This window comes from Methylobacterium sp. WL1 (assembly GCF_008000895.1).
In the GTDB taxonomy this organism is placed as follows: domain Bacteria; phylum Pseudomonadota; class Alphaproteobacteria; order Rhizobiales; family Beijerinckiaceae; genus Methylobacterium.
The window spans coordinates 4,391,181-4,414,364 of the sequence record NZ_CP042823.1; the positions used below are offsets into that span (position 1 = coordinate 4,391,181).

The 23,184-nt window shown below is 67.0% G+C and carries 21 protein-coding genes; 19 read left to right on the forward strand and 2 right to left on the reverse strand.

Annotation, left to right across the window (positions count from 1 at the left end):
* The first annotated feature begins 33 nt into the window (after positions 1 to 33).
* The 11 genes from FVA80_RS21410 to FVA80_RS21460 all read left to right on the forward strand — a co-directional run bounded on the left by FVA80_RS21410 (position 34) and on the right by FVA80_RS21460 (position 9,614).
* The gene (locus tag FVA80_RS21410; protein WP_147910237.1) at positions 34 to 537 is read left to right on the forward strand and encodes a CsbD family protein; all 504 of its coding nucleotides are present in this window, start codon (positions 34 to 36) and stop codon (positions 535 to 537) included.
* A gap of 127 nt (positions 538 to 664) precedes the next feature.
* Complete coding sequence (locus tag FVA80_RS21415) at positions 665 to 1,585, forward strand: PhnA-like protein (RefSeq protein ID WP_147908394.1); 921 nt, start codon at positions 665 to 667, stop codon at positions 1,583 to 1,585.
* Positions 1,586 to 1,660: 75 nt separating this feature from the next.
* On the forward strand, positions 1,661 to 1,864 hold the full coding sequence (locus FVA80_RS21420; protein WP_147908393.1) for a CsbD family protein: 204 nt from the start codon (positions 1,661 to 1,663) through the stop codon (positions 1,862 to 1,864).
* A gap of 70 nt (positions 1,865 to 1,934) precedes the next feature.
* Entirely contained in the window at positions 1,935 to 2,372 is a 438-nt protein-coding gene (locus FVA80_RS21425; protein ID WP_147908392.1) for a CsbD family protein, read from the forward strand.
* 174 nt (positions 2,373 to 2,546) lie between these two features.
* Entirely contained in the window at positions 2,547 to 2,993 is a 447-nt protein-coding gene (locus FVA80_RS21430; protein ID WP_147908391.1) for a BA14K family protein, read from the forward strand.
* Between the two features lie 493 nt (positions 2,994 to 3,486).
* A complete protein-coding gene (locus tag FVA80_RS21435) occupies positions 3,487 to 3,987 on the forward strand; it encodes a YidB family protein (RefSeq protein WP_147908390.1) in 501 nt (166 codons plus the stop codon).
* A 104-nt stretch (positions 3,988 to 4,091) separates the two neighbouring features.
* Positions 4,092 to 5,225 carry a chromosome partitioning protein ParA gene (locus FVA80_RS21440; protein WP_147908389.1) on the forward strand — a complete coding sequence of 378 codons (1,134 nt, stop codon included), beginning with the start codon at positions 4,092 to 4,094 and terminating at the stop codon, positions 5,223 to 5,225.
* Between the two features lie 75 nt (positions 5,226 to 5,300).
* Entirely contained in the window at positions 5,301 to 5,576 is a 276-nt protein-coding gene (locus FVA80_RS21445; RefSeq protein ID WP_147908388.1) for a hypothetical protein, read from the forward strand.
* Between the two features lie 452 nt (positions 5,577 to 6,028).
* Positions 6,029 to 7,492, forward strand: a complete 1,464-nt coding sequence (locus FVA80_RS21450) for a LysM peptidoglycan-binding domain-containing protein (protein ID WP_246692066.1) — start codon at positions 6,029 to 6,031, stop codon at positions 7,490 to 7,492.
* Positions 7,493 to 8,127: 635 nt separating this feature from the next.
* Entirely contained in the window at positions 8,128 to 8,667 is a 540-nt protein-coding gene (locus tag FVA80_RS21455) for an HAD domain-containing protein (protein WP_147908387.1), read from the forward strand.
* A 299-nt stretch (positions 8,668 to 8,966) separates the two neighbouring features.
* Positions 8,967 to 9,614, forward strand: coding sequence for a hypothetical protein (locus FVA80_RS21460; RefSeq protein WP_147908386.1), 648 nt, complete (start codon positions 8,967 to 8,969; stop codon positions 9,612 to 9,614).
* Between the two features lie 334 nt (positions 9,615 to 9,948).
* Here the strand turns inward: FVA80_RS21460 and FVA80_RS21465 are convergent, their stop codons facing one another.
* Positions 9,949 to 11,520, reverse strand: coding sequence for a crosslink repair DNA glycosylase YcaQ family protein (locus FVA80_RS21465; protein WP_147908385.1), 1,572 nt, complete (start codon positions 11,518 to 11,520; stop codon positions 9,949 to 9,951).
* 15 nt (positions 11,521 to 11,535) lie between these two features.
* Here FVA80_RS21465 and FVA80_RS21470 point away from each other — a divergent pair, with 15 nt between their 5' ends.
* The 3 genes from FVA80_RS21470 to FVA80_RS21480 all read left to right on the forward strand — a co-directional run bounded on the left by FVA80_RS21470 (position 11,536) and on the right by FVA80_RS21480 (position 15,189).
* Positions 11,536 to 12,693 carry a Gfo/Idh/MocA family oxidoreductase gene (locus FVA80_RS21470; protein WP_147908384.1) on the forward strand — a complete coding sequence of 386 codons (1,158 nt, stop codon included), beginning with the start codon at positions 11,536 to 11,538 and terminating at the stop codon, positions 12,691 to 12,693.
* Between the two features lie 338 nt (positions 12,694 to 13,031).
* Positions 13,032 to 14,333, forward strand: coding sequence for an alpha/beta hydrolase (locus FVA80_RS21475; protein ID WP_246692067.1), 1,302 nt, complete (start codon positions 13,032 to 13,034; stop codon positions 14,331 to 14,333).
* A 223-nt stretch (positions 14,334 to 14,556) separates the two neighbouring features.
* Complete coding sequence (locus FVA80_RS21480; RefSeq protein ID WP_147908382.1) at positions 14,557 to 15,189, forward strand: tyrosine-type recombinase/integrase; 633 nt, start codon at positions 14,557 to 14,559, stop codon at positions 15,187 to 15,189.
* A gap of 246 nt (positions 15,190 to 15,435) precedes the next feature.
* Here the strand turns inward: FVA80_RS21480 and FVA80_RS21485 are convergent, their stop codons facing one another.
* Complete coding sequence (locus FVA80_RS21485) at positions 15,436 to 16,044, reverse strand: PAS domain-containing protein (protein ID WP_147908381.1); 609 nt, start codon at positions 16,042 to 16,044, stop codon at positions 15,436 to 15,438.
* A 951-nt stretch (positions 16,045 to 16,995) separates the two neighbouring features.
* On the opposite strand from FVA80_RS21485, the gene FVA80_RS21490 reads away from it, so the two are divergent.
* The 5 genes from FVA80_RS21490 to FVA80_RS21510 all read left to right on the forward strand — a co-directional run bounded on the left by FVA80_RS21490 (position 16,996) and on the right by FVA80_RS21510 (position 23,124).
* A complete protein-coding gene (locus FVA80_RS21490; protein WP_246692068.1) occupies positions 16,996 to 17,535 on the forward strand; it encodes an SRPBCC family protein in 540 nt (179 codons plus the stop codon).
* Positions 17,536 to 17,549: 14 nt separating this feature from the next.
* A complete protein-coding gene (locus tag FVA80_RS21495; protein ID WP_147908379.1) occupies positions 17,550 to 18,719 on the forward strand; it encodes a zinc-dependent alcohol dehydrogenase in 1,170 nt (389 codons plus the stop codon).
* 203 nt (positions 18,720 to 18,922) lie between these two features.
* Positions 18,923 to 20,098: a zinc-dependent alcohol dehydrogenase gene (locus tag FVA80_RS21500; RefSeq protein WP_147908378.1), complete on the forward strand. Its 1,176-nt coding sequence runs from the start codon at positions 18,923 to 18,925 to the stop codon at positions 20,096 to 20,098.
* A 17-nt stretch (positions 20,099 to 20,115) separates the two neighbouring features.
* Positions 20,116 to 20,706 (forward strand): hypothetical protein, encoded by a 591-nt coding sequence (locus FVA80_RS21505; RefSeq protein WP_147908377.1) that lies wholly within the window; start codon positions 20,116 to 20,118, stop codon positions 20,704 to 20,706.
* Positions 20,707 to 20,913: 207 nt separating this feature from the next.
* Positions 20,914 to 23,124, forward strand: coding sequence for a PAS domain S-box protein (locus FVA80_RS21510; protein WP_187193457.1), 2,211 nt, complete (start codon positions 20,914 to 20,916; stop codon positions 23,122 to 23,124).
* Positions 23,125 to 23,184 lie beyond the last annotated feature (60 nt).

Genomic DNA, 23,184 nt, shown 5'->3' on the forward strand with positions numbered 1-23,184 from the left:
GAACACTCTTCGAACTGGAAAAGGACACATCTTATGGTTGATACGGATCGGATCACAGGCGCTGCCAAGGAGCTCGGTGGCAAGGTGCAGGGCACGGTGGGCGACCTCACCGGTTCGAAGCGGGACTCGGTAGAGGGCCGCGCCCGCGAGGCTCAGGGTGCCGCCGAGAACCTGTACGGCCAGGCCAAGGACACCGTGCGCGACGCCGCGGAGACGGTAGCCGACACGGCACGCGACCTCGGCGGCAGGGTCCGCGACACGGTCGGCAGCCTGATCGGGTCCGACGACGTCGAGGACCGCGCGCGTCGCGCTCAGGGTGCTGCGAGCGACACCTACGAGCGCGGCGAACGCTACGTCCGCAATACCGGTCGCGATGTCTACGACCGCGCCGGGGACGCCTACGAGAACGGCAGCCGCTCGCTGCGCCAGGGCGGCCGTGAGGCCACCAGCCAGATCGCCGAGCACCCCATCGCCGCGCTGCTCGTCGCTGGCCTGCTCGGCTACGGCCTCGGCCTGCTCATCCACGGCCGCGACTGACCCCTTCGCGCCGCAACGGATCGGTTCGGCCGCGCGGGGACTGCGCGGCCGAACCTGATGGTTCCCCCCGCCCACCCTCTCGAACGACCGAACTTCTCGGACGACCGACGACCCGGAGTACCTGTACGTGTCCACTTCCCCCGTCATTCCCTCGACCGCGCTCGCGGCCTCGGCCGACACCCGCACCGTCCTGCTGAACCAGGTGTCTTGGGGCGCAATCTTCGCCGGTGCCGTCACTGCGCTGGTGACCCAGGTCGTCCTCAACATGGTCGGCGTCGGTGTCGGCCTGTCGAGCGTTAGCACCACAGCCGCCGACAACCCGGCCGCGTCGACCCTGTCCATGGGCGCTGGCATCTGGTTCGTAGCTTCCGGCATCGTCGCCTCGCTGGCCGGCGGTTTCCTCGCCGGACGACTGTCGGGCAAGCCGGTGACCGGGGCTGCCGGCTTGCACGGACTGGTCTCTTGGGCGGTAACGACCCTGGTGGTGCTCTACCTGCTGACCTCGGCGGCCGGTGGCCTCATCGGCGGTGCCTTCTCGGGCGTGACCAGCACGCTCGGCGGCGCCGGCTCCCTCGTGGGCGGCACAGTGCAGACGGCGGCCCAGGCTGCTGCCCCCTCGCTGTCGAAGATCTCTAATCCCTTCGACGGCATCGAGCAGTCGGTTCGCAACCAAGCCGCCGGCCAGGATCCGCAGGCCGCCAAGGAGGCTGCCGTCGCCGCGATCCGCGCCATCTTCACGGGTGACGCGTCGCAGAAGGCACAGGCCGAGAACCGCGCCGCGGACGCGCTGGCCAAGGCCCAGGGCATCCCGGTCGATCAGGCCAAGACCCAGATCCAGACCTACGAGAAGCAGTACACCGAGGCCGTCGCCACGGCCAAGCAGAAGGCTGAGGCCGCAGCCGTCGTCGCCAAGTCGGCCGCCACCCAGGGCGCGTTCTACGGTGCGCTCGCGCTGATCCTCGGCGCCCTGGCGGGCTTCTTCGGCGGCCGCCTCGGCGCCCCGAAGCTCCACACCCTCGCCGCCAGCTACGACGCCCGTCGCGTCTGAATCGACCACCCCGGCCGGTCTCAACGACCGGCCCGAGCCTGAATATCCCCCCTCTCACATCGAAGGAGCCATCCCATGAGCAGCACCACGGACAAGCTTAAGGGCCTCGCCAACGAGGCTGCCGGGAACGTCAAGCAGGCCGCCGGCAAGGTCACGGGCAACGATAAGCTGGTCGTCGAGGGCAAGGCCCAGGAGCTCAAGGGCGAGGCTCAGCGCACCGTCGGCGAGGCCAAGGACGGCATCGCCTCGGTCGTCGACAAGGTCACCGGCAAGCGCTGAACCGAAACGGCGGCGGGAACTCCTCTCGAGGTCCCGCCGCCTCGATCATCACCGAATCCAGGAGTATCCCATGAACGGAGATCAGTTCCGCGGCGCGTCCCGACACCTCAAGGGTCGCGCGCAGACCGCCGTCGGCGGCATCACCGGTGATCCGGCCCGTCAGGTGCGCGGTGCCGTGAACCAAGTCGCCGGCGGCGCGCAGTATGCCTACGGCCGCGCACGCGACCGGGCTGAGGACCTCATCGAGGATGGACGTGACATCGCGCATGAGGTTCGGGAACGCGCCGGTGACCTGATCGAAGACGGGCGTCATCTCGTCGACGACGCGCGCGACCGGGCCGGCAACCTCATCTCGGACGGCCGTGATCTCGCCCGCCACGCCCGTAAGCGCGGCACCACCTATGGCCGGCAGGCCGTGCGCTACGCCGACGACAACCGCACCTCCACCCTGCTCGGCCTCGCCGCCGTCGCCTTCGCGGTCGGTTGGCTGTCCCGTCGCCGGCGCTGAACCCGCAATCCTGGAGCCCGTCCCATGATCCGCAAGCTGATCACCGCCTTCGTGCTCCCGAAGGTCATCGCCTACGTCAGCCGCCGGCTCGGTCGTTGGTCCTCCGCGCCGACGAATCGTCGGGGCTACTGACCTTCCCGTCGCTGTCGAACCCCCTCCAGGATACCATCCACGATGAAGCTGACCCTCGCCCTCGCCGCCACCGTCGCCGCCACCTTGGTCGGCCTGCCGGCCTATGCGGCACCGCCCTCCGCCGCGCCCGTCGAAGCGCTGGTTCGCGGTGATCTGCCGACCCACTACGTCCAGTACAGGCGGATCGGTCATCGTCACGGCTGGCGTGGCGGGCGCGGCTACGGGCGGGGCTACGGCTATGGTCGGGGCTACGGCTACCGTCGCGGACCCGGGGTCGGCGCAGCCGTCGGCGCCGGCGTCGCCGGACTGGCGGCCGGCGCCATTATCGGTGGCGCCATCGCGAATTCGCAGGCTCAGGCCGCCCCGGTGGTGGTGCAGGGCGGACCCGATCCGGAAGCGGTCGCCGCCTGCGCCCGTCGCTTCCGCTCCTACGATGCCGCCAGCGGCACCTATCTTGGCAACGATGGCGACCGTCACCCCTGCCCGTGATCACCCGAACCACCGGGTCCGCCAGCGCGGCGGGCCCGGGTCCATGACGGCATAGCTCCCGGACGCCCGCGCGGATCCGTGGATGTCTCGTGTTGCCGACACCCCGCGGACATCCCCGACCTCGATCCGAAAGCTCGCCATCCATGCGCCCGTACCTTGCCGAGTTCATCGGCACCTTCGTCCTTGTCTTCTGCGGCTGCGGCTGCGGCTGCGGCAGCGCGGTGCTCGCGGCCGACCATAGCCGCCGGCCTCTACGGCTCGATGCGCGCCCTCGATCCGGTTCTCCAGATGCCCGAGCGGCAAGGTCTGCAGGGCGCTGGCAGGCGAGACCGAACAGCGGATGGAGAAGGCCGGTATCAAGCCGACCGAGTTCTAGCCCCTCCCTCCCAAACCAGCCTGGCCCCATGCCGGGTCAGATCCCGGTCGCCGGCACGGTGGCTGAGTCCCCGCGGGCGGACCTCCGTTCGATCCTCTTAACCGACAAGGAAAACCGATGAGCAAAGGCTATCCCTCGATGACCGCGCTGCTGGGCCTGTTGGCCGTGGCCGGCTACCAGAACCGCGACAAGCTCGCCGAGCTGCTGAGGGCCCCTGACGCCCCATTGTCCCCCTCGCTCAACCCGGGCCACGGCACTGTCCCGCCGATCCCGAACACCGCATCCCACACCAGCGCCACGGGTGGCATCGGCAATCTTGGCAACCTGTTTGGTGGTCTGGGCACGGCAGGCGTCGGCGGTCTGATCGCCAGCGGCTTGAGCGAACTCGTCGACCACTTCACCAAGGGTGGCCACGGCGAGACGGCGAACTCGTGGGTCAACCAGGGTGTCAACCGCGACATCCCCGAGGCCGACCTCGAACGCGCCATCGGCCCAGACACCCTCGACCACCTCACCCAGCAGACCGGCCTGAGCCGCAGCGCACTCCTGTCGCGCCTCTCGCGCGAGCTGCCCTCGGCCATCGACCGCTACGCCACCGACGGCCGCCGCCCGGCTTGAGGCCACGACGCGGCCGGTGCCTCAGGGCGCCGGCCGTACGAGACGCCGGGCGACGCCGCGCCGGGGTTCGATCCACCGCCTATCCCCGACCTTGCGAGAACCCCATGGCCATCGACTATCGCTCCGAACTGCGCAGACCCTTGCCGTTCAGCCTCGCGGTCGTGGCCACCGTCCTGCTGATCTGGCTCATCGTCGCGTCCATCGCCGGCTCGCGCCAGCGTAGCGCCCGCGACCATCGCATCGAGGACCTGCAGGGCCAACAGACGGCGCTCCGGACCGACTTGGACCGGCAGATCTCGACCGCCGGCACTTTGAGCGCGTTGCAGGCCAAGATCGCCACCGCCCAACAGCAGGACCAACAGGCGAGCAAGGCGGCCGAGGCGGCGAAGTCCCGCGCCGCGACCCTGAACCAGGAGCAGCAGGCGGCCGAAGCCAAGGCGAGCGAGGCGAAGAAGGCGGCCGAGGCCGAGACGCAGAAGCTTACCGATCTACAATCCCAGATCACGCAAGCCGAGGGGAAGCTGTCCCCGTTGCGCGAGGCCATCGCCACCGCCGAGAAGGCCGCCGTCGACCGGACCCAAGATCTCGCCGAGGTCGGACGCCGCCTCGAGGAAGCCCGGGTGCAGGAGGCCAAGCTGCGCGCCGATCTCGCGACCATGACCCAGGAGGCCACGGCCAAGACGGCCGACCTCGCCAAGGCCGAGGAGCGCCAGCAGAACGCCCGCGAGGCCGCCGCCGCCGCCCAGAAGGAACTGGCCGATGCCCGGACCGCGACCGAACAAGCCACCAAGCAGCGCACGGACACCGAGCAGGCCGTCGCAGCCCTGACCGCCAACAAGGACAAGCTCGCCGCCGAGGTCGAGCAGGCGAACCGCGATGCCCAGCAGGCCCGCGACGCCCTGGCGAACGTCCGCAAGGAACTCGCCGAGGCCCAGGCGCAGCGCGACCGCGTCGTGTCCGAGCGAGGCCAGGCAGAGCAGGCGCTACAGAAGCTCTCCGCCGACCGCGATGCCGACACGGCGGCCCTCGACGCCCTGCGCGAGCGCCAGACAGACGCTCAGGCCGAGCTGGCCACGCTGAGCGAGACGCTGGCCACCCGCAACAAAGAGGCGGCAGCCCTCGACGAGCGGCTGGCCGCGGCTCGGCAGGACTTGTCCGCCGCCCAGGCGAAGCTCGCAGAAACCCGCCAGCAGCTCGCCACCCCGCCGGCCGCGGTGCCGAGCCAGCCGGCTCGCTGAGACGACGGCGATCCACGCGGGCAACCACCCGCGTGGATCGACCATCCCGGGGCCATCGCACGTAAAGATCGCATCATGAACATCCGTATCCTTGCCTTGACGGCACTCGCCCTCGCGGGCCCCGTCGTCGTTTCCAGGCCCTCCGCGGCGCAGGTCGGACCTGAGATGGAGGCAATGCGAGCCAGTTGTGGGGGCGACTACCTGCGCCTGTGCGCCGGCATGAAGCCGGGCGGCCCCGAGGTGAAGGCCTGCTTCAAGCGCAATCGCCAGAACCTGTCGAAGGGCTGTTCGCAGGCTATCGCCGCCTACGAGCACTCCCGGAGCGGGGCGTCGGGTGAGGCCGACGACTGACCGACGGGACGAGGAAAACGGGCGCTTCGGCGTTGCCGAGGCCTGTTTTCCTCGCGCCTGAACCTGGTGCCCGGGCACCCGCTCCGACCGAACGAAGGCCCGATGCCCGGAAAAACGGGACAGGCGGCGCAGCGGCATAGGAAAACGAGAACGGTATGCTGACCCGCCTGAGCCGCGCCTTCCTTCGGGTATTCCCCGCCCTCGTTTTGGTCGTCGTGGGGCTGCTCGCCGCCCTGTTCCGTCGGCGTGGCGTGCCCCGAGCGAGCGCGACGACGCCCATTCCGGCTTCTACGAAGCCGGCGATGCCGCCGGTACGACGTCGCGGAGCGGCGATCGCTCTCCTTGCCCTCGTCCTCGGGATCGGGCTGGTCCTGGCCGTGAGCGATGGCGACGGCGCCCTCAGGCGGATCGTGTCGCGGCTTCAGGCGTCGCTCGGCGAGGGCCCGCGACCGGTGGCGGCCCTCTCGCCGACGGATGTCGGCATCGGCCGAGGAAACACTTCGGATGCGGTCGCTCCGGTTGGTTCCGTTGGCCAGGGCTTCGCGACGGATCCCGGAACGTCGGGTCAGGGCGAGCCAACCTTCGACACCGTGCGCGTCGAGCCCAACGGGGAACTCGTCGTAGCCGGACAGGCGCCAACGAACACCACCATAGAACTGCTGGTCGATGGCAAGGCCACGGCGAAGGTGGTCGCCGATGCGAACGGTTGGTTTGCCGTCGTCCCCCCGGCGCTCCCGGCCGGCAACAGCGAAATTGGTCTCCGGGTGACCGATGGAAGAGGCTTCGTTCGCCAATCGCGGGACAGCGTCGCGGTGGCGGTTTCCCCGTCGCACGATGCCAAGCCGCTGGTGGCCCTGACATCGCCCGACAAGCCGACCGTGGTGCTGTCGCAGCCAGGCTCGTCGCAGGCGGCGACCCGCGCGGTTCCCGACGCCAAGTCCCCACCACGGACGATGACGGGCACAGCGTCCCCACACGTCCTGGGCTCCCGCGAGGCCCCTTCGGCCGCTGGCGCTTCGACCGCCGCCGTCGCCAAGGATGCCTCCCGATCCAGCCGAACGGGGGACGGCGGCGATGCCGGTTCGGGGGGCACGGGGCAAGCCTCGTCCGACGGGGCCAAGCCCGCCTCCTCGGATACACCAGTGTCTCCGCCGTCGGGGAAGGCGGTCGCGGAAGGATCGGGGGATGCCGCGATCAAGATCGTCAGCGTCGATGTGCAGGAAGGCGGACGGCTTTACGTCAGCGGTCAGGCCGGGGCCGGAGCGACCGTGCGCTTCTACCTCAACGACACCCTGATCGCCCCCGCCAGGGTCGGCCGCGACGGCACCGTGACCTTCACCATCGGCAGAGGCGTCAAGCCGGGAGCCTACAAGGTCCGTCTCGATCAGGTCGATACTGCGTCGGGCAAGGTCCGCAGCCGCGCGGAGGTGCCTTTCTCCGTTCCGGAGGTCGCTCGGAGCGCCGGTACGAACGGTTCGCGCGTGGCACCATCCGCGACGGCCGCCGACAAGGAGGACGGCGGGACGATGGCATCGAACGCGCAGCATCCGACACCTCCCTCGCCGGCGACGGCGTTGAGCCAGAGCCAGGGCGCGGGTGCCGCGGACGGGCCGCGAAATGCCATCCCCGGCCCACCCCAGGAGCTGACATCCTCGGGGCCCGCGCGCGATCCACTCGGATCCGTGCCTGAGGCCGCCATCGTCTTCGTCCCGGAGGTGAGGACAGCCCGGATCGAGCGCGGCGACAGCCTTTGGGCGATCAGCCGGCGGACGTATGGCGAAGGCGACCGTTACACGGCGATCTACGACGCGAACCTGGATCAGATCCGCGACCCGGACCTGATCTATCCCGGCCAAGTCTTCGTGCTGCCGAGCGAGGACGCCATCGATGCCGTGCAGAACGGGAAGCGCGGCTGAGGGAGATGCAACCATGACCAAGTTCACCAAGACCGTAACCTATGCGGTAGTGGTCGCGGCATTATCAATACTTGTCGTCATCGTCGTGCAAACGACCAGTATGTTGACGGGATCACCCCGCTGATATGGTGGGATCGACTTCTGCGGCGGCCCCGCCGAAACAGGCCATCCGATGTTTTTATTACGCATTCCAGAAAAGCGTTGGGCGCTAAAACACAATCAACGCTCCAAATTTATAACATCCCGCAGAAATTGAATATCAAATTGCCGGCCGCAAAATATTGATAGCTTGTTTTGGAACATGTTAGATTGCTTCAGACAAGAATTTGCGTCAAAGCCTAGCGTGTTTCAAGTTTAAGAATTTAAGATATCTTCAAGAAGGTGGCTATCAGTATTTGGCACACACCGCGCCGAGTCTTTGGACTCAGACACATGGAAGGTCCGGTTCCTTAGATTCAGACGCTTAAAGCGGACGTGCTGCTATCGGCCAGCCTCAGCCATCGTACCGGGCTTCGAAGCATAGCTACACCGCCTATGCCAATGGTGCTCTTCATCGGCGTGCTGGACGGTGGCAGCGTCACCTTGTAGGCATCCGCGGCGAATGCAGAACTATTGCACTAGACGAGGTTGATCCCTTGAACGACGGTAGCCAGGAGGAACCACCGACGGTCTATCTCGACGTGGACGGCGTTGTGACGACCGTCGGCTATCAACGGCGTGTCGGCAAGGATAGGCTCAACCCGGCCCAGGTCGCACTCGTCGCCAGTCTCGTAAGAGAGTTCGACGCTAGGGTGGTCGTGTCATCAACTTGGCGCGTCGAGGATTGCCGTCCGGCCCTGATCGAAGCCGGGCTTCCCGAGACCTGCTTTCACTCCGACTGGCGGACCGCCATTCTGCCAACAAGCCGAGATGCCAAGACCGGCGCCATGCTCCCCGCCGAACAGGCTGGGCGCGGCAACGAGATCAACGAGCACGCAACCCGTAACCGCATTACAGATTACCTCGTCCTCGACGACGTCGAGGTCGGTCCCGTTCACGCGGCTCGGCACGTCCGACCTATGGCGGAGTTCGGCTTGAGCGAAGCCGATGGGGTTCTAGCTCGGAGCCTGCTGGCCGAGATGGAAGACCTCCGCAGGACCCGTGGATTGGAGAAAATTCACACCCCACGCATGTAAATTTATGCTCCTGTATGGATTGAAGTTTCTGGAGGCTCGGGTCATTCCATGACAGTGGAGTGACATCCGCGTCACGCTGCCCCCGACATCGACAGGGTCACTTCGACCTTCGCCGGACCTACCCGTCCGGTCCATCCTCGACACCGCACTTGTGCGGCTGCTGAGCGCGTGTCGCATCGGATATTCGACTGGCGGGGGGAGTGGGTGCGATGTTTGGTTTTAGGCCCCAGAAGAAAACGTTCAGCCCCTCGCTCGTTGCCCTCGGCATCAAGGAACGGTCGGCCACGAGGGCGTATGACATGCTCCTCGCCATGGGCTGGTCCGAAATTGGTTTCGGATACCATGGTACTGTCCACGCCCATCCGGACCACCCTGACGTCGTCGTACGCTTTGCCCGCAAGGCCGACGGTTTCGGCGATTATGTGACCCTGCTCCGCGAAGGTTTCGCAGGATCGGATGGACCGCATGCGCCGCGGATCCATGACATGCATGTCAGCCGCTGTGGCGCGCTGATGACCGTGGGAACACGACTGACCAATCCTGCACGCGACGTCTGGTGGTTGGCTTACGCCCACGCCGTCATCGCAGATCATCCGGGCATCACTATGGATGAGGGCGTGCGCGACCGGTTCAGAGCCGAATGGCCGGCGCACGAACCTCGTGTCGATCATTCGAGCTTCGACGGCATCCGCGAGGCGTTCAGAGCCTCGTGGCCCGAATATGAAGCCTTTGTCGCCAACCTGCGGGCCGTGTCGCCGCAGGGGCTTGACCCAAATATCGGCAATGTTCTTGTCGGGAGCAATGGCAGCCCTGTTGTAAACGATCCGCTGTGCGACGACGGATACGGCTTATGGCGCTCGCCGCTCTCCCGTGTGCTGAGCCGCTCTGCAGATATGCTGCGCCGGCTGGTGGGCAACGCACCCAGCAAAGCACCCGTCCTCGCCTGATCGCGGCAGAACGTCTTCGGGCGAGCGGGCCCATGAGACCGGCAACGGACAGTCGGGCTTTCGAACGCTTACTGAACTTTCGGTCAGGCGTGCATTTCTGCTTCAAGCCGTGCATTGCCGAAAACCGGACGGGCCGCTTTCGGCCAACTCCGGCCGGCCGCTTTACGCCCATATGGGTCATTCAGAGAACTTTGGCCGCTTCTCCATAGCGGACATTCCGCGCAACGGCTGCCTCACCCCGGCGATTAATATACGAGCACGTTCTGGAACTACCACAGACCTCAAAGACGTCTTGATTGGGCCGCGCACCCTTCGGAGATGATCCTCGAAACGATTATGCCGAAGCGATGAGGTCTGATCGGATCGTGGAAACCGGCGATCCGGCAGCTGATGAATGGGCTTCGATGTCCCGGACATCCTCCAGGCCGGGGTGAGCGGCGACCGGCGAGACGACGAGGCTGGGCAGGCCGAGCCACGAAGCCGTCAGCCGAAGCTCCCCTAGCAGCCGCTCCGCGGTATCGGCCGGCGCACCCGGCTCGACGTGGGCACGCTGGACGACGAGGGCCCCGACCTTCCGGTCCGCCTTCAGGTCCACGCGGGCGACGAGCGCACCGTCCATCAGGAAGGGTAGCACGTAGTAGCCGTGCTCGCGCTTGTGGGCGGGGGTGTAAATCTCGAGGCGGTACCGGAAGCCGAACAGCCTCTCCGTCCGCGGGCGGTGCCAGACGAGTGGATCGAAGGGCGAGAGTAGCGCGGAAGCGCCGAGCCTGCGCCCGGGCTTCGCATCGCGGTGCAGATAGGCCTGATGCCGCCAGCCGCGGACATGCACGGGGACGAGCGTACCATCCTTGATCAGCTGCTCGATGGCCGGGACCGCGTCCGCCGGCGGGATCTGGTAGTAGTCGCGCAGATCGTGCGCCGTCGCGATACCGAGCGCCTTCGCGGAACGCGCGAGGAGCGCCCTTCGGGCATCGACGCCGGTCGGCGTCGGAATTTCGAGAACGGCACGGGGCAGCACCCGCTCCGGAAAGTCGTAGTCGCGCTCGAAGCTGCTCCGACGATGCGTCGAGGCCACCTGTCCCGACCAGAACAGCCATTCGAGCGCGTGCTTGGCGTCGCTCCACTCCCACATGCCCTTCGTGGCCCTGCCGCCGGCGACGTCCGAGGCGGCCAGCGGCCCCTCCCTCTCGATCCGAGCGAGGAGAGCGTCGGCCTCGGCTCGCTTCTCACCCGCGAAGGGCTCGAGCCGCTGCCACACGCCCTGGCCGCGGAGTGCGCGGGCCATGCGCCAGCGCAGCAGGGGCTGGAGGTCGACGGGCAGAAGGGATGCCTCGTGCCCCCAGTACTCGAAGAAGCGCTTCGGCCGGGCGACGGAGACCGCGTCGAGCAGGTCGCGATCGTACGGCCCCAGGCGCGAAAACAGCGGCAGGTAGTGGGCGCGCGCCAGGACGTTCACGCTGTCGATCTGCAGCAGGCCAAGCCGGCCGATCGCCGCCCGGATCCGCGCCGCGCCAACGGCGCCGCCTCGGGAAATCGCGACGAAGCCCTGGGCGGCGAGTGCGATGCGCCGAGCTTCGAGCGCGCTCAGTTCCGTCTTCAGGGCCGGGTCTCCGAAGAGGGGGCGATGGCGTCGATCGAGATCATACGATTCGCTCCTCCCGCCCGCGACGGGGTCGACCCGCCTTGCTTCGATCGGCTCCTGAACAATTGCTGCACCGCACAGTTGAAGCGTGATGCGCCGACCCGGCGCACGACGCTTCGTTCCTTTCCGCAGGGCGACCTCATGCCCGAGGCCCGCCTGCCACCGGCCGGGAACGACGCCGCCCGTTTCGGCGATGGAGAGGCAGCGGCTGTCGACGGCCCATGTTCCTCCATCGCCCTCTCGAAGCTCCATCCCGACCCACATCGAACGGAGAGCCCCATGAGCATCGCATCCGCACTCGGCCTGATCTCGGGCAAGAAGATCCGCTACGCCTTTGTCGCCCTCGGGGACATCACCCAGGAGGCGATGCTGCCGGGCGTCGAACACACCGGCAACTCGGAGGTGGTGGCGTTCGTCACGGGCGATTCCGAGAAGGCCCGTCTGGTCGGTGAGAAGTACGGGGTCTCCAACACCTGTTCCTACGAGCGGTTCGACGAGCTCCTCGCGTCCGGCAAGATCGATGCGATCTATCTCGCGACCCCGAACTGGCGCCATACCGAGTTCGCCGTCCCCGCCCTGAAGGCCGGCATCCACGTCCTGGTGGAGAAGCCTCTCGAGATCTCGACCGCGAAGTGCCGGGAGATCCTCGACGCGGCCAAGACCTCCTCCGCCAAGCTGATGGTGGCTTATCGACTTCATTTCGAGCCCGGCACCCTGGCGACCGTCGACCTGATCCGGTCGGGCAAGCTCGGCGAGCTCCTCACGTTCTCCTCGACCTTCACGCAGATGGTCTCGCCGGAGAACCACCGGGCCAAGAACGGCGTCGAAGCCGGCCCGATCTTCGACATGGGTCCCTATCCGGTGAACGCGGCCCGGTACGTGTTCGGCGACGAGCCGATCGAGGTGGTCTCGGCGGTCGGCGTGCGCCATCCGGAGGCGGGTCTGGGCGACTTCGACGACACGGTCGCCGTGACCCTGCGCTTCCCGGGCGATCGTCTCGCCCAGTTCGTGCTCTCCTACTGGGGCAACACGCTCGACACCTACGCGGTGGTCGGCACCAAGGGCAGCGTCGAGGTGAACCCCGGCTACATGTACGGCAAGCCGATTGAGCACGTCGTCACCATCGGCGAGACGAAGTCCCACGAGAGCTTCAAGAACACCGACCACTTCGGCGGCGAGCTCAAGTACTTCTCCGACTGCATCCTGAACGACAAGGAGCCGGAGCCGGACGGCGAGGAGGGCTACGCGGACGTGCGCGTGCTGGAGGGGATCGTCCAGGCGCTGCAGACCAAGGCCGCGGTGACGCTGGAGCCGTTCACGCGCTCGAAGCGGATCGATACTGCCGCCCAGCGGGAGACGCTCCGCGCGCAGAAGTCGCCCGAGCTCGTCAACACGTCGAACCCGGGCAAGGACAAGGAGAAGGTCCCCGCAAACTGACGTCGGCCGCGGCCCTCATCGTCGCCGACGCTCCCGGGCTTTGACTCGCCGACCGCGCTTTCATGGCGGGGTTCGGCCTACCTTCGACCGGAAGGCTCGGCGGCGGGGTCGGCCCGGATGTTCGAGGTTGACGACCGTTCTCGTGGTCCTTGCCTCGGAGGCTCGACCCGACCGCATCGCGCGGGCCCCAAACGCTGCGTGTCCCCTTCGCCACAGCCGCCCCGCATCTGCGGCGCCGGACTGCCGGGCGCCGCAATCGTACCGCACCTTGTTCATGCCTTCACGATCCGCGAACCACTCGGACGGCCAGGCTGCAGGCGGTTCAGGGGTGCATGCGGGTGTTCGGATTGTCTGGGTTCGGGCGTGGGACGGTCGGCGGCATTGTCGGCATGACGGCGCTCGCCCTCCTGGCGGGCTGCGCGGGCCGTCCCGCCGGCGTTCTCCTGCCGGTCGTCGGCGCCGAGCAGGTGCCGGGCACGTCCCGGGTCGACATGCTCGTCGCCACGACCCGCAAGTCGGCGACCGACAAGGGCATCCTGTTCTCCGGCGAGCGCGGCGACGCCGTGACCTACACCGACCTCGTGGTCTCGATCCCGCCCGACGCCGCCCGCCAGCCGGGCTCGGTCCAGTGGCCGAAATCGATCCCCGGCAACCCCGCCACCGACTTCGTCGCGCTGCGCGCCGATCCGATCGAGCGCGCGAAGGTCCCGACCTGGATCGGCCGGACCGTCCGCCGATCGGCCAAGCGCCACGTCCTCGTGTTCGTCCACGGCTTCAACAATAAGTTCGAGGACGCCGTCTTCCGGTTCGCTCAGATCGTGCACGACTCCGGCGCCGAGGTCGCGCCCGTGCTGTTCACGTGGCCGTCCCGGGGCTCCGTCCTCGCCTACGGCTACGACCGGGAGAGTACGAACTTCTCGCGCAACGGCCTGGAGACGCTGCTGCGCGACCTGACCAGGGACCCGAACGTCGGCGAGGTGACGATCCTGGCGCACTCCATGGGCAACTGGCTGACCCTGGAGAGCCTGCGCCAGATGGCCATCCGCGATCGGCGGATCGCCCCGAAGATCCGGAACGTCATCCTGGCTGCCCCGGACGTCGACATGGACCTCGCCCGCGCCGCCTTCCACGACATGGGCAAGGACCGCCCGCGGCTGACCCTGATGGTGTCCGGCGACGACCAGGCGCTCGCCGTCTCCAGGCTGGTCTGGGGCGACAGCGTCCGCCTCGGCGCCATCGATCCGAACGCCGAGCCCTACAAGTCAGAGCTCGAGCGCGAGAACGTCGCCGTCCTGAACCTGACCTCAGTCAAATCGAGCGACGCCCTCAACCACGGCAAGTTTGCCAGCGGCGACGTGGTCGCCCTCCTGGGAAAGCGTCTTGCGGACGGGCAACCGATCTCGGACGGACAGATCGGCATCGGCGACAGGCTGGTAAGCACGGCTGCCGGCGCCGCGTCCACGGTCGCCACCGGTGCCGCCCTCGCGGTGGCCGCCCCCGTCGCCCTGGTCGATCCCCAAACTCGCGAGACCTACGGCGAGCACCTGTCGAATGTCGGCTCCGGCTTCCGCAACACCCTGGGATCGACGGTCGATCTCGCCGGCGCGCCGGTGCGGGCGGTCGTCGGCGGCGAGCGGTAGCCGACGGTTCCCGTCCTAATGAGTGACCCTCCTGGGTGACCGCAGATCAATTCCGGCCCGACATGACGTATAATAGTCGGATGAGATGCTTCGAGACAATCCCAAGATGCTCAGGTACATTTTATTCGGATGCGAAACATTTGCATCTGCCCGCGTTCACCGCAGCGGTCTTGATTCGGGTGTCTTCTCGTCTCGTCGGCATAGGCCGGCGAGGAGATCGACGATGGGACACTCTGCATACGATCCGGCCACGAAAGGTCGGCAGTCCTGGAACGCCGGCCGCAAGCTCGGCGCCAAACGTGCCCTCAAACCTCAGCAGGTCTGGGCCATCCGGTTCTGGCTTGATCGCGAACGGCGCGTGCGTGACCGCGCGATGTTCGACCTAGCCATCGATAGCAAGCTGCGAGGCTGCGACATCGTCAAGCTTAAAATCGGCGATCTCGTCAGCGGTGGTCGCGTCCGCACACGAGCGATCGTCACTCAGCACAAAACCGGCCGGCCGGTACAGTTCGAGCTTCTTGAGCCAGCCCGCAGCAGCATCCTGGTTTGGCTGGAAGTTCGGGGTGGGGCGCTCGATGACTATGCCTTCCCGAGCAGGATCGATTGCGTCGCGCACATCAGCACCGGGCAGTATGCGCGTTTGGTCGATGAGTGGGTGACGGGCATCGGGCTGCGGTGCGAGGACTACGGAACCCATTCCCTGCGGCGAACGAAGGCATCGTTGATTTACAAGCGGACCGGCAACCTGCGCGCCGTGCAGATCCTACTGGGCCACACAAAAATCGAGAGCACCGTCAGATACCTCGGCGTCGATGTCGAGGATGCGTTCACGCTTGCGGAAGTGACTGAAATTTGAGGCTTCGGCCCCTCGGCTTCAGGGTCGAAGGGCTTCAAAACCGGTCGGGCAGCAGTGCGCCCTTCCCGGTCATTGTAACAGACTGGAGCGCTCCTCCGCAGCGGACATTCAATGTCACCACAGCGTCGCCACGCCATTCAATTAAAGGCGGCGCATGCAAGCCCTAAATTAAAGCGCCCTAAGATAAAAATTCAGAGCGCTTACGGATCAACACGATTGGCTTGTAGGCCGATGTGCAGCGCGCGTTTAGTTCATGCACCTGCGTCGCGCTCGAACTTCGTGCTGAGCCAGCCGCCGCCCCACTTCGAATAGCAGGGCGTCTGCGCGTGCCTTCAGGTCGGGGTCTTGGAGTTCGGCGATGATGCGCTGCGCGGCCACCGCGTGGTCTGCCGCCTGCTCCAGAGGTGACACGACAGGTGCAGGATCTTCTACTGTGGCGGTGAACTTGCCCGTGCGCGAGCGCGTCAGGTCGACGATGATCCCGCGTCCGCGCGCAGGGCGTCCCAACGAGTCGCGCATGATGTACCCTCGGTCGAGCACCCAGCGTGTGACGCCATCGGCCGAATGCACCCGGTATTCGGCGACGAAAGGCACATCCTCGTCGACGCTGCGGCGAATCAGGGTGTGGACGTGTTCCTGGTCGTCTCGATGCATGCCGCGAATGTAAGCGGACAACGGAAGTCCGGCAGCGGCCTCGTCAGGGTCGACGCCGAACAGCAACGCGACAAACGTGTTGGAACGAACCACGTCCGAACCAATATCCCAATCCCAGGGCCCGGCAATCTCTAAGGTATCCAGCGCGTACTGAAGCGCCGTCGCACAGATTCGGTCATCGGAGGTCTTTAGCTTCGGCACCTGCTACCTGCGGCTGTCTCGAAAATCGATTGTCGACGACAAACGTATCCCGGCGGGCGGCACGACTTAAAGAGGCAGTACCATTCCCGCAATTACAACGTGTATCGACACCGATCCAATTGCAATCGGTGTTCGATGACGACGTCAAGAGTGGCGTCTGGGACCGCACGGGGATCGATGGGGGACGGAATGCCGCCTCCGATGAGGCCGATCGTGGTCGAGCCGGGCGAAGGCGGCTCGTAGAACGCGTCGTCCAGGCATCGCGGGTGCCGCCAGCGGGGCATCACGCGTCGCCCGCCTCAGGAGACCCTCCGTCCGGGACGGATGCATGAGCCGTGATCGCAGATGGCGGCCTCGGCGGAAGTCGCGCCCCAACTGAACGCCTGCAAGCGCCGCCACCGGGCGATGCACCACCGCGTTCTGACCCTCGTGCAGGCGACGCCCGATCGGGTTCAACCCGTGTTCGTCGGCAACCGGACCCGATCGCATCTGAGGCAGGAAGCATTGGAGCGGCCACCCATTCGAACGAATGTCAAAAGTCTCACGCATGTTATTGTTTTGGATGCGTGAACGACGTTAGAAACCGAGCGCAATCGGATCTCCTAAGGCGGAGTGCCGGCAGCTCTCCGAAAGTAAAGCTCGAGCACAACATTTCGCAGCCCTTGAGAGCACCGAGCCGCTCCATCGTGTGAGGCCCTCGCACGCACAGGTAGGCTCGGATGGCCCTCGACGCTTCTGAGGTGTGCCATGGCGGGACACGACGGTGAAATTCTCGCGCGCGATCGCCGCGATAGACCGGGTCTCACGCAAACAACGGCAGACGTACGGTCCCGGCCGGACCACCACCGGCAGCACCGGCAGGATGCCCCCGATATCCGTCCAAGTTCCAGCCTCGTCGGGCTTGCCCTGGCCGCCGCCGGCGTGGCCGCCATCGGTCTGATCGGCGCTCAGATGAGCGCAACGGGTAGCCGAACCGGAAGAGGGCCGAACCGACGGTCGGCCGCGGGACATGAGCCGGAGGTCGAGCGCTCGATCACGATCGAGGGTATTCCTAAGGACGAACTCTATCGTCGCTGGCGCGATCCGGAGACCTTGCGGCGGATCATGGCGCCGTTCGCGGATGTCCAGCCCACGGGTGACGGGCGGACACGCTGGAGCGCCGGCCACGATCTCGGCTCCTGGGACATGCGCTTGGCCGACGACGAGCCCGGCGCGTTCATGCGCTGGGAGGCCCTGGACGAGGGAGCCCTGATCCGGGAGGCGTCCGTCCGCTTCCGCTCCGCTGCGGGCAACCGGGGCACGGTGGTCGTCCTGCGCGCCAGCCTCGATCCGCCCGGCGGCATGCTCGGCCGGGTCGCGACCCGGATGCTGAACGATACGGTGCCGGCGGCCCTCGCGAGCAAGTCGCTGCACTACTTCAAGGCTCTCGTTCAGACCGGAGAGATCCCCACCACCGAGCGCCAGCCGGCGGCTCGGCCCGACCCGCGCTGACGAGGAGGCTCTTTATGCGTGCGCTCATCTGGAATGGCGTCAACGACCTCCGTGTCGAAACGGTCAAGGATCCCGAGATCGTCAACCCGCACGACTGCATCCTGCGGGTGACCATGTCGACCACCTGTGGCTCCGACCTGCACTTCATCGACGGCTACATCCCGACCATGAAGGCTGGCGACGTGATCGGCCACGAGTTCATGGGCGTGGTCGAGGAGGTCGGGCCCGAAGTGAAGAAGGTCAAGGCGGGCGACCGGGTCGTCGTGCCGTCCTTCATCACCTGCGGCCAGTGCTGGTACTGCAAGAACAAGCTTCATTCGCTCTGCGACAACACCCATCCCAAGCCCGAACTGCAGGAACCCCTCTTCGGGTATCCGACCGCAGGCATCTACGGCTACACCCACGCGTTCGGCGGCTATGCCGGCGCGCACGCCCAGTATGTGCGGGTCCCGTTCGCCGACAACGATTGCTTCAAGGCGCCGGACGGCCTGCCGGACGAGCAGGTGCTGTTTCTGTCGGACGCCGCGCCGACCGGCTACATGGGGGCGGATTTCTGCAACATCCGGCGCGGCGACGTGGTGGCCGTGTGGGGTTGCGGCGGCGTCGGCCTGATGGCCCAGAAGAGCGCCTTCCTAATGGGGGCCGAGCGGGTGATCGGGATCGATCGCCTGCCGGAGCGCCTGCAGATGGCCCGCGCGCATGTCGGCTCGGAGACCATCAACTACGAGGAGGTCGACAGCGTCCTCGAAGTCCTCAGGGAGATGACGGGCGGTCGGGGCCCCGACGCCTGCATCGACGCGGTCGGCATGGAGGCGCACGGGACCGGGCTGCAATACGCCTACGACCGCGCCAAGCAGCTCGCGTACATGCACACCGATCGCGGCCAGGCGCTGCGCGAGGCGATCATGGCATGCCGTAAGGGAGGCACCCTATCGATCCTGGGCGTCTACGGCGTGATGGACAAATTCCCGATCGGCGCGATCATGAACAAGGGCCTGACCGTGCGCACGGCGCAGCAACACGGCCAGGCCTACATGGGCCGCCTGCTCGACCATGCCCAGAAGGGTGAGCTGAATCCGTCGTTCCTGGCGACGCACCGTTTCTCGCTGGAGGATGCGCCGCGGGGCTACGCCATGTTCAAGCACAAGAATGACGGCTGCGTTCGCTCCGTGTTCATTCCCTGACGGAAAATCGCGGCCCCGAGGAAACCCTAAGACGTCGATCCAGTTAGAAATACAGATACACTGATATCGCGTTCGACAGGCTAAATTTCTGGCCGTGAAGCATACTGATCTAAATCGGAGCCATCATCTCCGCAGAGTCCGCAGATCAACCAGACCCTTCTGAACTGCAATGAACCTCTGCAACCAACCGGCGGGAGAACGGCATGCGAGCCCTGGTCTGGCACGGGAAGGAAGATATCCGCTGCGATACCGTCACCGATCCGGAGATCGAGGACGGGCGTGATGTCATCGTCAAGGTCACGAGCTGCGCGATCTGCGGCTCGGACCTGCACCTGTTCCACAACTTCATCCCCGCCATGCTGCCCGGCGACATCATGGGCCACGAGGCCATGGGCGAAGTCGTCGAGACCGGGCGCGGGCTCAACGGCACGCTGAAGAAGGGCGACCGGGTCGTGGTGCCGTTCACCATCGTCTGCGGTGAGTGCGACCAGTGCAAGCGCGGCTACTTCTCCGTCTGCCAGAAAAGCAACCGCAAGAAACACCTCGCCGACAAGGTCTTCGGCCACACGACCGCGGGCCTATTCGGGTATTCCCACCTCACCGGCGGCTACCCGGGCGGCCAAGCCGAGTACCTGCGCGTGCCGTTCGCCGATGCGACCGTCCAGAAGGTGCCGAAGGGTATCCCAGACGAGAAGCTGCTCTTCCTCTCGGACATCTTCCCGACCGGTTGGCAGGCGGCCGTCCAGGCTGACATCCAGCCCACCGATACCGTGGCGATCTGGGGGTGCGGCCCGGTCGGCCAGATGACGATCCGCTCCGCCGTCCTCCTGGGCGCCGAGCAGGTCATCGCTATCGATCACCTGCCGGAACGATTGGAGATGGCCGAGGCGGGGGGCGCCATCACGATCAATTTCGACGACGAGAACGTCGTCGAGCGGCTGAACGAGCTGACCGGTGGCGAGGGTCCCGAGAAGTGCATCGACTGCATCGGCATGGAGAGCCACGTCAGCCCCACCATGCCGGATACGGTCTACGACCGGGCCAAGCAGATCTTCATGGCCGAGAGCGACCGGCCGCACGTGCTGCGCGAGATGATCCATGTCTGCCGCCCCGGAGGCCTGATCTCGATCCCGGGGGTCTACGGCGGGCTGGCCGACAAGATCCCAATGGGCGCGGCGATGAACAAAGGCCTGACGTTCCGTATGGGGCAGACCCACGTCCAGCGCTGGACCGGCGATCTCCTGCGCCGGATCGAGGAGGAGCAGATCGACCCCTCCTTCGTCATCACGCACGAGGTCCCGCTCGACAAGGGGGCGGAGATGTACCGGACGTTCCGGGACAAGCAGGACAGCTGCATCAAAGTCGTTCTCAAACCCTGACACAGTGCGGAGGGAGCATGTCGAGCATCGCGAGCCTCTCGAACATCACGCGATCCGAGGGCGATCCGAAGGTCATTCGCACCGGGCCGAGTTCGCGCGGCATACCGGACAGCCTTGCCAAGGGGCTCGGGTGGTTCAGCCTCGGCCTGGGCCTCACCGAACTCCTGGCGCCGAGGCGCATCACGCAGGCCCTCGGCATGGAGGGCAAGGAGGCCTTGGTGCGTGCCTACGGGGCCCGTGAGATCGGCAGCGGCATCCTCTCGCTGTCGATCGACAAGAAGCTCGGGCTCTGGAGCCGGGTCGCCGGCGACGGTCTCGACATCGCGACCGTGATGACGGCGCTGCGGGCGGACAACCCGAAGCGCGACAACGCCGTCGTGGCATTGGCGCTGCTGCTCGGCATCACGGCGGTCGACCTGATCGACGCCCAGGCCACCACGATGCGGCACAGCCGCGGGGCGGGCCGGAAGCGATCGTACCGGGACCGCAGCGGCTTTCCGCGCGGTGTCCAGGCGTCCCGCGGTGCGGCCCGGGACTTCAAGACACCGCCTGACCTGCGGCACACGCCGCCCCTCGCTTCAGTCTCGAAGCGGACGTCTGCCGCTTGAGGCCACGCGGGTTTCCGAGGCGATCCATCCTGTCCCCGATGTCGGAGACGGATCGCGCCGCCGGGCGACGGAGGGCCACCCAGCACGTCCTATCGCGCCTGTTCGGCTCTCAAGGAAAGCGCCCCGTCGTCGGCCAAGCAGCGCGAGGCGGCGATGCGCCGGGATACATCACCCCTGGATCATGCATCACCTCGGGATCACGGCAGGTTGGCCTCGGACGCGATGGCCGTAAATGAGTCCCGGGACCGCTCCGACGCGGTGATGGTGCCGGGGCTGGAGACCCTCCTGGCGGCGTTTGCCCGTCAGGCCCAGATGTTCATCGGTCTCGTTGACTCGCAACTCCGGCCCCTGTTCCTGAACGCGGCCGGCCGCAGGATGGTCGGACTTCAGCCCGACGACGACATCGCGATCATCCCGGTCTCGGACTTCTTCCACCCGGCCGATCGCGCCGTCGTCCGCGACGTGGCGCTGCCGGCGCTGCTGCGCGGCGGCCGTTGGGAAGGCGAGTTGCGGTTCCGGCATTTCCGCCACGGCTCCGGAATGACGGTCCGATGGCACGCATTCGCGCTCTACGACGGTGACGAGAGCTTCATCGGCGCGGCGATGATCGGCACCGACATCTCGGCCCGCAAGCGCGCCGAGGCCCGGCTCCGCGCGAGCGAGGCCCGGCTGCAGGCCGCCGTAGATCTAGTCGGCCTGTCACCCTACTCCTGGGATCCGCAAACCGGCGCGCTGGATTGGGATGCGCGTGTGAAGGCCCTGTGGGGCCTCCCCCCCGACGCGCCCGTCGACAAGCAGGTGTGGCTCTCCGCCATCCACCCGGACGATCGCCGGCGCGTCGAGGCGGCGGCGGCGCGCTGCGCCGACCCGAGCGGCGACGGCGTCTACCACATCAAGTATCGCGTGATCGGCCTCCGCGACGGCATCGAGCGCTGGGTCTCGACCTACGGCCGAACCGGGTTCGAGGACGGGCGGCCGGCGTCGTTCGTCGGCGTCGTCGTGGAGATCACCGCACAGGTGCATGCCGAGGCGGCGTTGCGCGAGAGCGAGCATCGTCTCTCGGCGACGCTGGCCCAGTTGCCGATCGGGGTCGGTCTGGCCGACCCGAACGGGAGCATCGCGCTGGCGAACACGGCGCTCAATCGCTACGCACTCGAACGGATTCCCTCGTTGGAGGCGCAGTCGAGCCAGCGCTGGCAGGCGTACGACCCAGACGGGCGACGGCTGCCCCCTGCCGAGTATCCGGGGGCCCGGGCCCTCCGGGGCGAAACGGTCGTCCCGGGCATCGACTTCATTTTCACCCATCCCGACGGTCGGGAGTGCTGGACGCGCGTGAGTGCCGCCCCGTTTCACAACGTCGACCACGAGATCAACGGCGCCATCGTGGTGGTGCAGGACGTCGATCGGGAGAAGCGGGCCGAGGCGGCCCTGCGGGAGAGCGAGGAGCGCTTCCGTCGCTTCGCCGAGCATTCGACGAACGTGCTCTGGCTCGCCGACCTGGAGAGCGGACAACTCGATGTCCTCAGCCCGGCCTTCCGGCAGGTGTGGGGTATGGACCCGGCGGACATGCCGGATGTCGCGGGCTGGCTCGCCAGCGTCCACCCGGAGGACCGCGACGCCGCATCGCGGGCGCTTGAGCGGGTCGGCGGCGGTGAGACCCTGGTCCTGAAGTACCGGATCCTGCGCGCCGCGGACCACACGGTACGCCGCATCCGTGACACCTTCTTCCCGATCCCCGCGCTCGATGGGCACATCCGATTGGTCGGCGGGATCGCGCAGGACGTCACCACCGATACCGACCTGCGGGCCTACGTGATCGCGACGGGAAACGACGCCAGGCGTGGCCTCGTCGGCGCCCTGGAGGCCGCCGGTTACGAAGTGCAGGCCTTTGCGAGCGGACGGGCCTTCCTCGCCGTGGCGGGCTCGCTGATGCCGGGCTGCGTCGTGCTCGAATTCGAGGAGGCCGGCGACTTGGTCGTCGCAAGCGAGCTGAAGGCGGCACGTACGCACCTGCCCGTGGTGGCAATCGGTGCGAGCAGGGGCGACGTCGGCTTCGGGGTCCGCGTCATGAAGGCGGGCGCAGTCGATTTCCTCGAAGAACCCTGGACGCCGGAAGCGCTGCTGTTCGCCGTCAAGACTGCCCTGGCCGAGATCCGCGACGTCGCGGAGCAAACACGCGCGCACGACGAGTCGCGCGGCCGGATTGCGGCCCTGTCGGCACGCGAGCGTGCGGTGCTGGAGGGATTGCTGGCGGGCGGCACGAACAAGACCATCGCGCGCACGCTGGGCCTAAGTCCGCGGACGGTGGAGATCCACCGTGCCCGGGTCATGGAAGCCCTTGGGGCTCGCACCCTGCCGGAGGCGGTCCTGATCGCGACCGCGGCCGGCGTCTGTCCCGCCGTTCAGGACGGCGTCTAGAACAGCGTTCCGAAAGGTGTCCGCCGGCTTTCGGAAAGAGGGGATGCGGATCAAGGGGCT

Bases quoted from the DNA above. Each gene is read 5' to 3' on its own strand.
- FVA80_RS21410 (WP_147910237.1), top strand. From the start codon at position 34: ATGGTTGATACGGATCGGATCACAGGCGCTGCCAAGGAGCTCGGTGGC.
- FVA80_RS21420 (WP_147908393.1), top strand. From the start codon at position 1,661: ATGAGCAGCACCACGGACAAGCTTAAGGGCCTCGCCAACGAGGCTGCC.
- FVA80_RS21425 (WP_147908392.1), top strand. From the start codon at position 1,935: ATGAACGGAGATCAGTTCCGCGGCGCGTCCCGACACCTCAAGGGTCGC.
- FVA80_RS21430 (WP_147908391.1), top strand. From the start codon at position 2,547: ATGAAGCTGACCCTCGCCCTCGCCGCCACCGTCGCCGCCACCTTGGTC.
- FVA80_RS21435 (WP_147908390.1), top strand. From the start codon at position 3,487: ATGAGCAAAGGCTATCCCTCGATGACCGCGCTGCTGGGCCTGTTGGCC.
- FVA80_RS21440 (WP_147908389.1), top strand. From the start codon at position 4,092: ATGGCCATCGACTATCGCTCCGAACTGCGCAGACCCTTGCCGTTCAGC.
- FVA80_RS21445 (WP_147908388.1), top strand. From the start codon at position 5,301: ATGAACATCCGTATCCTTGCCTTGACGGCACTCGCCCTCGCGGGCCCC.
- FVA80_RS21460 (WP_147908386.1), top strand. From the start codon at position 8,967: ATGCTCCTCGCCATGGGCTGGTCCGAAATTGGTTTCGGATACCATGGT.
- FVA80_RS21465 (WP_147908385.1), bottom strand. From the start codon at position 11,520: ATGTGGGTCGGGATGGAGCTTCGAGAGGGCGATGGAGGAACATGGGCC.
- FVA80_RS21470 (WP_147908384.1), top strand. From the start codon at position 11,536: ATGAGCATCGCATCCGCACTCGGCCTGATCTCGGGCAAGAAGATCCGC.
- FVA80_RS21480 (WP_147908382.1), top strand. From the start codon at position 14,557: ATGGGACACTCTGCATACGATCCGGCCACGAAAGGTCGGCAGTCCTGG.
- FVA80_RS21490 (WP_246692068.1), top strand. From the start codon at position 16,996: ATGAGCGCAACGGGTAGCCGAACCGGAAGAGGGCCGAACCGACGGTCG.
- FVA80_RS21495 (WP_147908379.1), top strand. From the start codon at position 17,550: ATGCGTGCGCTCATCTGGAATGGCGTCAACGACCTCCGTGTCGAAACG.
- FVA80_RS21500 (WP_147908378.1), top strand. From the start codon at position 18,923: ATGCGAGCCCTGGTCTGGCACGGGAAGGAAGATATCCGCTGCGATACC.
- FVA80_RS21505 (WP_147908377.1), top strand. From the start codon at position 20,116: ATGTCGAGCATCGCGAGCCTCTCGAACATCACGCGATCCGAGGGCGAT.